Source organism: Niabella aquatica (assembly GCF_054779315.1).
Window position 1 is genome coordinate 21,445 of record NZ_BAAGYM010000016.1, and the last position, 12,710, is coordinate 34,154.

Below are 12,710 nucleotides of genomic sequence, written 5' to 3' on the forward strand. Positions count from 1 at the left end.
TGATAATATAATAATGTGCTGATGGTTCATGGCTGATAGTCTATAGTTCAAAGTTCAAATTTCAATGTTGCCGCGAATGTGAAACTTCAAACCAGAAACTTCAAATCTCAACCTTCTCTCCCCATCCCCATTTCAGGAATACAGGCATGGCTTCTCCCCATGTGGTAACATCGTGTTTGCCATCTGCCAGTTCAAGGTAAAAAATATCTTCAGCACTGTAACCTTTATCGAGCAATTCTTTAATATGATCTAAAGTGTCGTCTATCGAATCAATAATGCCATTGTTATTCCTGTCGCCGCTTTCATCCAGCCTGCCACATTCGAAAAAGAACCTGAGTCCTGGCGCATATTTTCCCCTGCGTATTTGCTGTTGCATAATCCGATGCTTGTGATCATTATATTTCTTATCGTTCTGATCTATGCTGCGCCACCACAGCGATCCGGAAAACACACCCACTTTTGAAAATATATCAGCGTGGTTCCATACAATATCCAGCGCGCTTAAACCGCCAAGCGAGAAGCCGGCGAAAGCAGTTTCTTTAAATGCAGGAACATTACAGGTTTTTTTGATGAAGGGTAAAAGTTCATTTAGTATAAACTTAGCGTATTGCCCGGCTTTGGCGCCCCTGCCTAAATAATCTTTTTTCCCGGCCACGCCATACTCCTGCATCCTTTCTGCACCGGCTGTTATAGCTGCACATAATACAGGCGCAATAGCATCCTGTGCGTACAGGTTGCTAAGGATCTGCGCCAGGTTCATAACAGGCATATCCTGCCCGTCGTTAATTAATAACAGGCTCATAGCTGCAGGCTTCAAAACTTTTTCAGGTGCATAAAGCCGAAGCTCTACTTCCCTTTTCAGGTATTTTGATTGTACATGCATTGTGTCCAGAACCAATTGTTGTTTCTCGGCAATTTCCATTAATATCAAAAATAGGAAAATGGAACCCATTTTTACAATTAGTCATTCGGCGGGAAGATCAGTTCAATGATACAGGATCTCAGTATCGGGCCCGTGAGTGTTCTTTTACAGACTGCTGTATTATAAAAAGCAGTATTGCCGGGAGCGCTGGCTACCTGTGGATATTAAAAAATGGCTGTATTGTCATTATAATTTTTGTTGATATCATAGAAAAAAATATATTTGGATAGGAAGTATTGATGAAGGACAGGCTTTTTGCTGAACATCTTACATAGCGGCTCAAAATTATTCACATTTAAACAGTTGAACAATGAGAAAAATCGGTATACTTTACGGAAAAGAAAGGTCGTTTCCTAATGCTTTTGTTGAAAGAGTGAATCGTAAAAATGTGGAAGGAGTGATGGCCGAACCGGTGAAGATAGAAAGAGCCCTGCAAGGCCACCCCAGTGGTTATGCGGTAATTATCGATCGTATTTCGCAGGATGTGCCTTTTTACAGAACCTGGCTGAAGAATGCAGCGCTTACAGGTACTGCAGTGATCAATAACCCTTTTTGGTGGAGCGCTGATGATAAATACTTCAATAACTGTTTAATGACACAGATAGGGGTACCTGTTCCAAAAACAGCGATCCTTCCTTCAAACGAGATGCCCGATGATACCAGTGCTGATTCATTTTCGAACCTTTCTTATCCTTTGGACTGGGACAGTATTTTTAAAGAAGTAGGGTTCCCCGCCTATATGAAACCCTTTGCCGGAGGAGGATGGAAGAATGTGTATAAGCTGAACAGCATGGAAGAGTTTTTTGAAAAGCACAACGAAACAGGACAACTGGTGATGTTATTACAGGAGGAAATTATTTTTGAAGAATATTACCGTTGTTACTGCATAGGTGGTAAACATGTGCGCATCATGCCTTATGAACCACGCAACCCGCATCATCTTCGTTATAAGGCCGAGTTTGCTCCCTCCGCAGAAAAACTGAAAGAAATGACAGATATCGTTCTGAAAATAAACAAATACCTCGGATACGACTTTAATACGGTAGAACTGGCCTTGCGCAATGGCGTGCCTTATGCTATAGATTTCTGTAATCCTGCACCTGATGCAGATATAGCAAGTGTAGGCGAAGAGAATTTTGAGTGGGTGGTAGAAACTTCGGCCAACTTTGCCATAGAAAAAGCGCTGGCCAATAATGGCGGCGATAATCTTACCTGGGGAGCGTATATAAAGGAAAGTTCTGGTAAGGTTTGATGGTTGAAAAGTTGGGGTCAGTTGTTGAGCTGAAAAGTTAAAACTGACAAGGTGGTTATATTGGCTCATTAACATGTCATCCTGTTCGCAAATTATTACATGAAATTATGGTATTGAATTATAAAGCATTTACACTTGGTGTAGAGGAAGAGTATATGGTGCTCGATCCTGAAACGTATGAGCTTAAAAGCCATGAGCAGAGAATTGTGCACGAGGGGCAGAAAACGATCAAAGATAAAGTGAAGGCTGAAATGCACCAGGCAGTTGTAGAAGTAGGTACTGATATTTGCCAGGACATAGAAGAGGCGCATAAAGATGTGGCCTTGCTGCGCAGAACGATACATAATATTGCAGGGGATATGGGCTTTACCCTGGGCGCATCGGGCACCCATCCTTTTAGCCATTGGGAGAAACAACTGATCACCGATCATCAGCGTTATAACGAGATTATTATTGAACTGCAGGATGCGGCGAGAAGCAACCTGATTTTTGGGCTGCATGTGCACGTTGGGATGGAAAGCCGCGAGCTGGCGAACCATATTGCCAACTCAACGCGCTATTTTCTGCCTCATATATTTGCGTTGAGCACCAATTCGCCCTTCTGGGAAGGACGTACCACCGGTTATAAATCGTACCGTACCAAGGTTTTTGATAAGTTTCCGCGTACAGGTATACCCGATGCTTTTGAAAGTATTGAAGCGTATGATAACTATGTAAAAATGCTTATCAAAACCAATTGTATTGATAACGCTAAAAAGATATGGTGGGATCTTCGGGTGCATCCTTTCTTTAATACAGTGGAGTTCAGGATCTGCGATATACCGATGACGGTTGATGAAACAATTGCCATCGCAGCCCTGTTTCAGGCCATTTGCGCACGTATTTATATGCTGAGGAGTAAGAATCTGAACTATATTCAGTATTCCCGTGCTTTAATTAATGAGAATAAATGGCGGGCCAGCCGTTACGGACTGGATGGGCGGCTGATAGATTTTGGTAAAGAGGAGGAGGTAAATACCCGTGCGCTTATTTACGAACTGCTTGATTTTGTGGATCCTGTACTTCACCATCTGGGCAGCAAAGACCGGGTAAATTATGTGCACAAAATACTGGAATATGGTACCGGGGCCGACAGGCAGCTTGCTGTATTTGAAGAAACAAAAGACCTCAGCCGGGTAGCCAGATTTATCAGTGACAGCTTTTTACAGGGAACCTGACCTGAAATTTTTACATCATGCGCACTTCGTATATAGCGCTGAAGAGATAAATTTTCCGTGTCGCAATTTCAACACAGGTATAACGTTTAATACGTTTAGGGCCTTTTTGGAAAATACGGCCATCTTTAGTACCAAAGACAGCGCCTTCGGGTAATGTTTCTAATAAGGCGTATCCGTCTTTCTTTGTATTATACCTGTATAATATTCTTTGCAGGCTTTCTTCCGAACACGTAGACGCGCCGGGATTCCGCAGCGTATTCAGCAGTTCTTTTGTAATATCCGGCGGGAAAATATTCTTTTCTATAAACTGCGCCAGTATCTGCCCGTAAATATTTTTCCATTCCTTACCATGAGCCTGCACCTTATTGCCATATTTTTCATAGGTTATCAGGTGTGCCAGCTCATGTAAAAGCGTGATCAGGAAAGCATATTTATTCAGGTTGCCATTTACACTAATGCGGTGATGTTGCGTATCTACCCGGTGCCGATAATCCCCTAACACCGAGTTCCTGCTTTTGGCAATGGTTAAATGCACTTTGTAAAAATTGAGATAGGCAATCACCGGCTCATAAGTATGGTCCGGTAAATATTGAGCCAGTTCTCCCAGTGGCATTTCCTTTTTAGGCATTCTTATTATTCCTCAGCGCTTTTTGCAAAGAAGACACTTCAATTACATTATACAATATATAAATACCCAGGCAGGCAAATAAAGAGGTTTTATCTACTTTCCCGTTATTGGAATAAATGTAAATGAATGCAGCAATGGCACAGGCAAAAAGCCTTATAATAAAGCCGGTATAAAAAACACGTACAAATACATGCGGGTTAGGATTGCTGATTGCTTTCAGACCATTTCTTATGGTAAAAGTTCCTATCAGAAACAGTATTCCGTTAGCGATGAGTAATACGGCGGTATCAACCCCTGCTTTTGTCAGTGTATTTTTAAAGACCACGAAGAAAGCGCTTAAGAGTACAAAAACGAGTATCATCAGTTTCAAAGGACTAAAGCCTTTTTTATTTGCTTCCATTGTCTTTATTCTTTTTCCCGGTTTCCTTAATGAGTTTGTAAAATGTTACAGCCAATACCAGCAAAGGTAAGGTTACTGTTAATAAAGGCGCAAGGCTAAATTTTTCATCCAGCCAGATGCCGCCATACACGGCAAGGCCGATGATCACCAACAGTTGTGCTGTAATGCCCATATAACGGAGCCAGGGACTGTATTTTTTTGTTTCCAAGAATTAATATTTTTAACACTCGATTTGTATGCAATGTTCCGCTGTAGCCGATTTCCTCCATAACTATTTCGCACGTAGGAATGAAGGGGAATTGATTATTTCGTTGTTGATACAGATCATTTCAAAAGGGCAAAATTAAAGTTCCTGTTTTTAAATTTTAGGAATAAGTTCGCTATTAAAAATGTAGATTTACTGCAATTTTGCTTCGTTAAAACACTCAGCTTAAATAATGAGGGATAAATTTTAAATAATATATTGAATGAAGAAATCGGTAAGAATATTTTGGGGATTATTTTTCACAGGGATAGGATTATTTATTGCCATTCTTTTGCTGGCCAACTTTGGTGTTTTTGGTAAAATGCCTTCTATAGAAGAGCTTGAAAATCCAACCATAGCACAGGCCTCTGAGGTATATGCAAGCGATGGTACCCTTATGGGGAAGTACTATCTGCCATCGGGAAACCGGAGCATTGTAAAGTATAAGGATATATCGCCTAACGTTATTAATGCTTTGGTGGCTACTGAAGATAAAAGATTTTACGAGCATTCAGGGATTGATATTAAAGGAACCCTGAGAGCGGTCTTCCTGGGCGGATCGCGGGGCGGAGGAAGTACCATAACGCAGCAATTAGCCCTGGCGCTTTTTAACAAAAGGGCTACGAATCCATTATTGAGGGTTATCCAGAAGCTAAAGGAGTGGATCATAGCCGTTAAACTGGAGCGGAACTTTACCAAAGAAGAAATACTGGCTCTTTATCTGAATGCGGTCCCGTACCCCGATAATGTATTTGGCATCAGGAATGCTTCCAGAACGTTTTTTCAGAAAGAGCCCGGTCAGCTAAACGTAGAAGAAGCTGCGCTGCTGGTAGGCAGTATCAATGGGCCGGGTGTTTATAACCCGCGCCGGAATCCTAAAGCGTCTATGGACAGACGTAACCTGGTACTGGGGCGTATGGCTGAAAACGGCAATATTCCCGGGGCTGAGGCAGAAGCGCTCCAGGCCAAACCTATTGTTTTAAACTATAAAAAACCAAGTGAGGACGTGGGGTATGCGCCCTATTTCCGCGAAGTGCTGCGTGAAGAGGTTAAAAAGATATTAAAGGAAATAACCAAGCCCGATGGATCTTCTTACAATATTTATAATGACGGGTTAAAGATTTATACAACGATCAATCCGGTAATGCAATTGTATGCCGAAGAGGCCGTAGCCCAACAGGCCCCGCAATTGTACAGGAATATGATCAGGCAGGGATATATTAAAAATGGAAGCGTGTGGAATAAACGGGATAATATACTGGAAGCTGCCATGAAGGCCAGCGAAAGGTGGAAAAACCTGGCAGAGGATGGCCTGAGCGATAAAGAGATCAAAGCTACTTTTTTTGAGAAAACACCGATGAGGGTTTTTGCCTGGAATGCAGAGCGATCGAAGGACACGGTAATGACGCCTTATGATTCCATTAAATATCACCGGCTATTTACCCAGGCCGGGTTTATGGCAATGGACCCTGTTACCGGTGAAGTAAAAGCCTGGGTGGGTGGCATTGACTTTAAAACTTTTAAATATGACCACACCAATATCAATACCAAAAGGCAGGTGGGTTCTACTATAAAACCTTTATTATATGGCGAGGCGGTTGAAGAGCTGGGCTTTTCTCCCGAAACGCCTGTGCAGGATGTACAACAAAATTTTGGTGCAGGGCAGCTGGTACCTGCCACAGGAGGCAGCTGTACAGGGCGTACCATGACGATGGCGTCGGCTTTGGCCTGGTCCCGGAACTGTGCTACTGCCTATATTATGAAACAGGTGGGACCGCGAAGATTCACTGATTTCCTGCAGCATATAGGTATTCCTACAAAAATTCCTTCGTATCCTTCTATAGCCTTAGGAGCCTGTGAGCTTTCGTTATTTGAAATGATGTGGGCTTATTCCATTTTTGGCGGGCGCGGCTTTTCAACCAGGCCTTATTTTATCAGCCGCATAGAAGACCGGAACGGTAATGTTATTAAAAGATTAGATTACAGCGTTAACCGCAGGGAAGCGGTAAGTGAGGCTACCGCTTATAAAATGTCCCGTATGATGCAGGGGCCGGTAGATATGGGCACTGCATCGGGCTTAAGGGCCAGGTTAGGCGCTGTGGAAATGGCCGGTAAAACCGGTACTACCAACGACAACAGCGATGCATGGTTCATGGGTTTTGTACCGCAGCTGTTAGCCGGTGTATGGGTAGGCAGCGATGACCGTTTTATACGTAATGAAGGCGCAGGTGGTTTGGGTGGCCAGGCGGCCAGGCCTATTTGGGAGCATTTCTTTAAAAAGGTATATGCAAATAAAGAGCTGGGCATTAACCGGGAGGAGCGGTTTATAGAACCCCCCACGCTGGCCAATGAAGCTCAGAGTGCAGATCCTTCTTTATATTATACCGATCCTTCTAACCCCGATCCTGTTGCTGCCGGTGAAGATATGGGGGTAGGCACCGAAGAAGAATATATGCAGAACAATAATGAGTACATCGGGCCGGAGTCTGCGCCTTTGCCGGATGATCCTAATAAAAAGAAACAACCGCCAAAAGATACCGTGGTTAAAAAAGAAAAAGTAGTGTCCCCGGAAGAGCCCAAGAAAAAGAAAGGCCTGTTTAAAAAGATTTTTGGCAAAAAAGAAAAAGAGTGATCAGGCTTTTTCTGCTATCAGTTTCAAAGTCCACGGTATGTAGCATTACAGTGGGCTTTTTTCTTTGTTGGCAGGTCTCCGGTAGATGCGCTGTTATACCCTTCTGTAAAAAATGTATGTGCCTGTAAAAATCATATCCCGGCATCTTTAGCAATTGGGTGTTATATTTGCACGATTTTTTTCTTATACTCATTATACAATTAAATAATATGGCAGATATTTTTGAAAGGTTGTTACAGAACTATGGCCCTCTTGGCCAGCATCGCGAAAGAGCGCATGGCTATTTTGCATTTCCTAAGCTGGAAGGAGAGATTGGCAGCCGTATGAAGTTTAGAGGGAATGATGTAATTGTTTGGAGCTTAAATAATTATTTAGGTTTAGCCAATCACCCCGAGATCAGGAAGGCTGATGCCGAAGGCGCCGCTACATATGGCCTGGCGCTGCCGATGGGTGCACGTATGATGAGCGGTAACAGCAACCTGCACGAGCAGCTGGAAGCCGAACTTGCAGCTTTTGAAGGTAAAGAAGACGCAATATTATTGAATTTTGGTTACCAGGGTATGGTAAGCATTATTGATGTGCTTTGCAGTCGCCATGATGTTATTGTGTACGATGCCGAAAGCCATGCCTGCATTATAGATGGCCTGCGCTTACATCCCGGTCATCGCTACGTATTTAAGCATAACAATATTGAAGATTTTGAAAAACAAATGGAGCGGGCCTCTGCGCTGGTTGAAAGACAGGGTAAAGGCGGTATACTGGTAATAACCGAAGGTGTATTTGGTATGGCTGGCGATCAGGGTAAGCTCAAAGAAATAGCAGCGCTGAAAAGCAAATACAGCTTCAGGCTGCTGGTAGATGATGCGCATGGCTTTGGTACACTGGGCGAAACAGGCGCCGGTGCCGGTGAAGCGCAGGGCGTTCAGGATCAGATTGACCTGTATTTTTCAACTTTTGCAAAATCAATGGCCTCCATTGGCGCTTTTGTAGCAGGCGACAGGAAGATCATTGACTATATCCGCTATAATATCCGTAGCCAGATTTTTGCCAAAAGCCTGCCAATGCCTTTAGTAGTAGGTAATTTAAAAAGGCTGGAACTTTTAAAAACCAGGCCCGAACTTAAAAATAAGCTATGGGAAAACGCACTTAAGCTTCAGCAAGGATTAAAGGAAAGGGGGTTTGATATTGGTAGTACCGATTCTGTGGTAACGCCTATATACATGAAGGGTGGCGTAGAAGAAGCCACGGCCATGGTAATGGACCTTCGTGAAAACTATAAAATATTCTGCTCTATTGTGGTATATCCTGTAATACCACGCGGACATATCATTTACAGGCTTATACCCACTGCGGCCCACACAGATGAGGATATACAGATAACACTGGAAGCGTTTACAGCTGTAAAAGAAAAATTAGACGCCGGTGCTTATAAAGTAAATGCCATTCCGGATATGGCTGAGCCCAGAAGTAAAACTGTTGAATAAAGAGAACCAGCCTTGTTTATGCTGGTCGCATACCTATAAAAAAAGTGAACCCCCGCAACAAAGCAGGGGTTCACTTTTTTATAAATTAACTGATTGCCTTATTTTACTTTGTTTATTGCAACTTCATTTACAATCTTGTTGCTTTTGCTAACATTATAAGCGCTCACGGTTTTACCTTTTGTATCAGAAATAGTGAAGGTAAGATCGTATTCATTATAAAGGTCAGCATCAAACTGATAGTTACGAACGATTTTGGAACCTTTTACTTTTTCATTATAGATAACGGTACCCTCGTTATCTGTAACAGATACAAAGTAAATTTGGTCGGCATCATTGTTTAAAGATAATCTGTAAACAGGAAGATCGTTTATATTACCAATATAGCTGATTTCAGCCTTTTTGTCATCATCATTGCCGGCAAACGCTGGGGCAGTAAATGAAGTAGCGAATACAGTTACCAGGGCTAATGCGAAAATTTTAGTTTTAGATAAGTAATTTTTCATTGTATAAAAATTTTATATGTTTTAAAAATAGATTGTTGTTTTAAAGCGGGTCAACTCATTACTAAGCTACCCATTGTGTGTTTACCTTGAAAAAGACGCTGTTGTCAAGGTGTTTGCAAATAATACTCCTAGCTTGTAGGCTATCTGTTGCACTTTTAAAATAATTGTTTTCATAATTGTCTCCTTTTTTTATTAATCTTTAAATTATTTCTCGTCATATGGTCTAAAATCGCCGGGCGGCAAACAAAACGAGACAAGCGAAAGTTGGTTTTGAGCTCCTATAATCTATACCGGTACTTTGTATTCGATTATGTATTTGTTACACAAAGATAGAACGCTTTAAACCCTGCAGCAAACCAATGTTTGCCGGTTTTTAGGAAGCTAAAATTTTATTTTTTTAATATATTATATTGATAAACAGATGTTTAAGTTAATAAATGTGATGATGCCCAACCATAGAAGTAAGCGTATTGCTCATCAGTGAAAAGAAGGCAACGTGCTGTATTTTTTATAAAATTCATTTATTGGGGCTTGTCTGGTAGCCTCTATCATATCATCAATAAATAATAATCAAAATGAATGGCTGCCCGCTCTTTTCCGGAAACGGTTAGCGAATGTAAAAAGGAGACACCTGGCAGGATACTTGAATACAGCTTCGCCTATTGGCTATAGATAAGAAGTGCTGACACAAAAAATGCGGCATATACTCAAAAAATATTATCTTAACGCCCTTAATTGCCTGCTCTTGAAAGGAGAAAATAGAAAAATATATAATTTAGAAAATAATGGATATTGCTGTTAGCAGGAGTTTACACCATTTCAAAACAGAAGTTGGAACAAGGTTTCAATTGTATAATAGCCTCTTTACCTCGCTGCCTTTTCATAAAATGGAAAAGACCGGGATTTTGCTGTCTCTTTTTTCCAGTAATTGCGAAGAAGGTTATGCCCGATCCCATAGCCCGGTTGATATTATAAATGGTTTTTTTGATAAGCATACGAGCTTAGCCACAGAAAAAGAGCGGCTGGACCTGCTTTTCAGGTTTACGCAATATGTAGAAAGGCAGGTGGTGCTATTTGATGCCCTTGAAGATGCCGCGTACAGAGATACGCACGATCTGAGTGGCGCCGGCACCTTAAAGCAGCTCATGAGCGATGTGGCTCAGCATAATAATGAAAAAGAGTTTGCAGCAGTGTTAAGATCGTTTGGTGTAAGATTGGTGCTTACTGCGCATCCTACCCAGTTTTATCCTGGTTCTGTATTGGGCATCATCCACGATCTGAGCCAGGCGCTTATTAAGAACGACTCGGTAGAGATCAATACCTACCTGCAGCAATTGGGCAAAACCCCTTTTCTAAATAAGAAAAAACCCACGCCGTATGATGAGGCCGTAACGCTGATGTGGTTTTTGGAAAATGTATTTTATGAGGCCGCTGGGCGAATTGTAGACGAGCTGAAAAATCAGTTCCCTGATGCAATAACAGCGCAGAAACCTGTATTACAAATGGGTTTTTGGCCTGGTGGGGATAGGGATGGAAACCCCTTTGTAAAATGTGAAACTACTTTAAGAGTAGCTGATGCGCTGCGCAGCGCTATATTAAAATGCTACTATTTTGATGTGCGCCGTTTAAAGCGCAGGCTTACTTTTCACGGTGTCGAGGAGCCTATTGCCGAGCTGGAGCATAAACTGTACGATAATGTGTTTGTACCCGGTTTTAACATCAACATTTCTGCAAGGGAGATAAAAGAGGTTTTAACAGGCATTAAAAAAACACTGGAAGAAAAGCACAATTCGCTTTTTACAGCCCAGGTGCAAAGCCTCATTAATAAAACCGATGTCTTCGGCTTGTATTTTGCGTCTCTCGATATCAGGCAGGAGAGCACCGAGCATCAGAAGTTGTTTGAAGCAGCTGCAGGCAAAACCAATGGTATCATCCCTGCTAACTATCATGAGTTATCAGAAAGCGAAAAAATAAAAACGCTCATGAATATCAGCGGAACAGTAGCAGCTGATATTTTTGAAGATGAAGTGACAAAAGATACGGCGCTTATTCCGTCTGTGATCAGGCAAATACAGGAGGCTAATGGGGAAGCAGGATGTAACCGCTATATTATAAGCCAGTGCAACAGCACGCTCAATATTATTGAGGTATTTGCCCTTTTTAAAATGCAGGGCTTTGCCAACGAGGATATTCACGTAGATATTGTGCCGCTGTTTGAAACCATTGATGACCTGGTCAATGCTGCGTCAATTATGCAGGATTTATACAGCATTCCGGCATATAAAGAGCATTTAAAGCGCCGCAATAATACACAAACCATAATGCTGGGCTTTAGCGATGGCACCAAAGATGGTGGTTACCTGATGGCCAACTGGAGCATTTACCGTGCAAAAGAAGAGCTCACACGTATTACAAAGCACTATGGTTTTGAGGTCATCTTTTTTGACGGCAGGGGAGGTCCTCCTTCCCGCGGTGGCGGTAAAACCCATAAGTTTTATGCATCCATGGGCAATAATATTTCCAACAGGGAAATTCAGCTGACCATACAGGGTCAAACGATCAGCTCCAATTTTGGGATTATTGAGGCGGCCCAGTACAACCTGGAGCAATTATTAAATGCAGGTATCACCAATAATCTGCATGTAGACAGGCACCCCCCTTTAACAGGAAAGCAGGAGGAGCTGCTGCAGGAATTATCATCTTATGGTTTTGACGAATATAAAAAGCTGAAAGACCATCCCCTGCTGCCCAGTTATTTGTATGAAATAAGTCCGCTCAGGTTCTATAATGAAACCAATATTGGCAGCCGCCCCGCCAAGCGTGGCAAAACCCAGGGCGATATATCGCTGAAAGATCTGCGGGCGATACCATTTGCCGGGGCCTGGAGCCAGTTAAAGCAAAATGTTCCCGGCTTTTTTGGTGTAGGTGCTGCTCTTAAAAAAATGGAATATATCGGGCGTTTTGAAGAAGTACGGCAACTGTACCAGGATTCATTATACTTCAAGACCCTTATTGATAATTGCGAGATGGCAATGTCTAAATCCTATTTCCCGCTTACGGCCTATGTAGCAAAGGATGAAACCTATGGCGGGTTGTGGAATATGATATTTGAGGAATATAAGCTGACGATGGAGTATGTTTTAAAGCTTTCCGGTAATGAAGAATTAATGGATGGTTACCCGGTAGATAAATTATCTATTTCTATGCGCGAAAGAATCGTATTGCCTTTGCTTACCATTCAGCAGTTTGCTATGTATAAGATACGGGAAGCAGAAGCAGAAAACAGCGATGTAACAGACCTGAAAGAAACTTACGGTAAGCTGGTAATGCGCTGTTCTTTTGGTATTATAAATGCCGGCAGAAATTCTGCATAATCACTATCACTGATCTGTACGCCGGAGTTTGTTACACAGCTTCGGCGTTTTTAA

10 protein-coding genes are annotated in these 12,710 nt (G+C 42.2%); 5 read left to right on the forward strand and 5 right to left on the reverse strand.

The annotated features are described in order from the left end of the window. Nucleotides 1-100: 100 nt before the first annotated feature. A complete protein-coding gene (locus ACYVBM_RS13615) occupies nucleotides 101-922 on the reverse strand; it encodes an alpha/beta hydrolase (RefSeq protein WP_460686223.1) in 822 nt (273 codons plus the stop codon). A 310-nt stretch (nucleotides 923-1,232) separates the two neighbouring features. On the opposite strand from ACYVBM_RS13615, the gene ACYVBM_RS13620 reads away from it, so the two are divergent. Together ACYVBM_RS13620 and ACYVBM_RS13625 are read left to right on the forward strand one after the other, a co-directional pair. Continuing rightward, nucleotides 1,233-2,174 (forward strand): ATP-grasp domain-containing protein, encoded by a 942-nt coding sequence (locus tag ACYVBM_RS13620; RefSeq protein ID WP_460686224.1) that lies wholly within the window; start codon nucleotides 1,233-1,235, stop codon nucleotides 2,172-2,174. Nucleotides 2,175-2,281: 107 nt separating this feature from the next. Continuing rightward, nucleotides 2,282-3,391 carry a carboxylate-amine ligase gene (locus ACYVBM_RS13625; protein ID WP_460686225.1) on the forward strand — a complete coding sequence of 370 codons (1,110 nt, stop codon included), beginning with the start codon at nucleotides 2,282-2,284 and terminating at the stop codon, nucleotides 3,389-3,391. Between the two features lie 10 nt (nucleotides 3,392-3,401). Here ACYVBM_RS13625 and ACYVBM_RS13630 read toward each other — a convergent pair whose 3' ends face one another. Genes ACYVBM_RS13630 through ACYVBM_RS13640 form a run of 3 tightly spaced genes read right to left on the reverse strand, consistent with a single transcriptional unit; the run spans nucleotide 3,402 to nucleotide 4,627 of the window. Further along, complete coding sequence (locus tag ACYVBM_RS13630) at nucleotides 3,402-4,019, reverse strand: SprT-like domain-containing protein (protein ID WP_460686226.1); 618 nt, start codon at nucleotides 4,017-4,019, stop codon at nucleotides 3,402-3,404. After that, a complete protein-coding gene (locus ACYVBM_RS13635) occupies nucleotides 4,012-4,419 on the reverse strand; it encodes a hypothetical protein (RefSeq protein ID WP_460686227.1) in 408 nt (135 codons plus the stop codon). Before ACYVBM_RS13635 ends, ACYVBM_RS13630 begins: the two co-directional genes overlap by 8 nt. Then, the gene (locus tag ACYVBM_RS13640; protein ID WP_460686228.1) at nucleotides 4,406-4,627 is read right to left on the reverse strand and encodes an AtpZ/AtpI family protein; all 222 of its coding nucleotides are present in this window, start codon (nucleotides 4,625-4,627) and stop codon (nucleotides 4,406-4,408) included. Before ACYVBM_RS13640 ends, ACYVBM_RS13635 begins: the two co-directional genes overlap by 14 nt. A gap of 259 nt (nucleotides 4,628-4,886) precedes the next feature. Between ACYVBM_RS13640 and ACYVBM_RS13645 the strand changes: the two genes are divergently transcribed. Together ACYVBM_RS13645 and ACYVBM_RS13650 are read left to right on the forward strand one after the other, a co-directional pair. Then, on the forward strand, nucleotides 4,887-7,295 hold the full coding sequence (locus tag ACYVBM_RS13645) for a penicillin-binding protein 1A (RefSeq protein ID WP_460686229.1): 2,409 nt from the start codon (nucleotides 4,887-4,889) through the stop codon (nucleotides 7,293-7,295). 209 nt (nucleotides 7,296-7,504) lie between these two features. Beyond that, on the forward strand, nucleotides 7,505-8,779 hold the full coding sequence (locus tag ACYVBM_RS13650; RefSeq protein WP_460686230.1) for an aminotransferase class I/II-fold pyridoxal phosphate-dependent enzyme: 1,275 nt from the start codon (nucleotides 7,505-7,507) through the stop codon (nucleotides 8,777-8,779). A 98-nt stretch (nucleotides 8,780-8,877) separates the two neighbouring features. Here the strand turns inward: ACYVBM_RS13650 and ACYVBM_RS13655 are convergent, their stop codons facing one another. Then, a complete protein-coding gene (locus ACYVBM_RS13655; protein WP_460686231.1) occupies nucleotides 8,878-9,282 on the reverse strand; it encodes a hypothetical protein in 405 nt (134 codons plus the stop codon). A 785-nt stretch (nucleotides 9,283-10,067) separates the two neighbouring features. Between ACYVBM_RS13655 and ACYVBM_RS13660 the strand changes: the two genes are divergently transcribed. Continuing rightward, nucleotides 10,068-12,656, forward strand: coding sequence for a phosphoenolpyruvate carboxylase (locus tag ACYVBM_RS13660; protein WP_460686232.1), 2,589 nt, complete (start codon nucleotides 10,068-10,070; stop codon nucleotides 12,654-12,656). Nucleotides 12,657-12,710 lie beyond the last annotated feature (54 nt).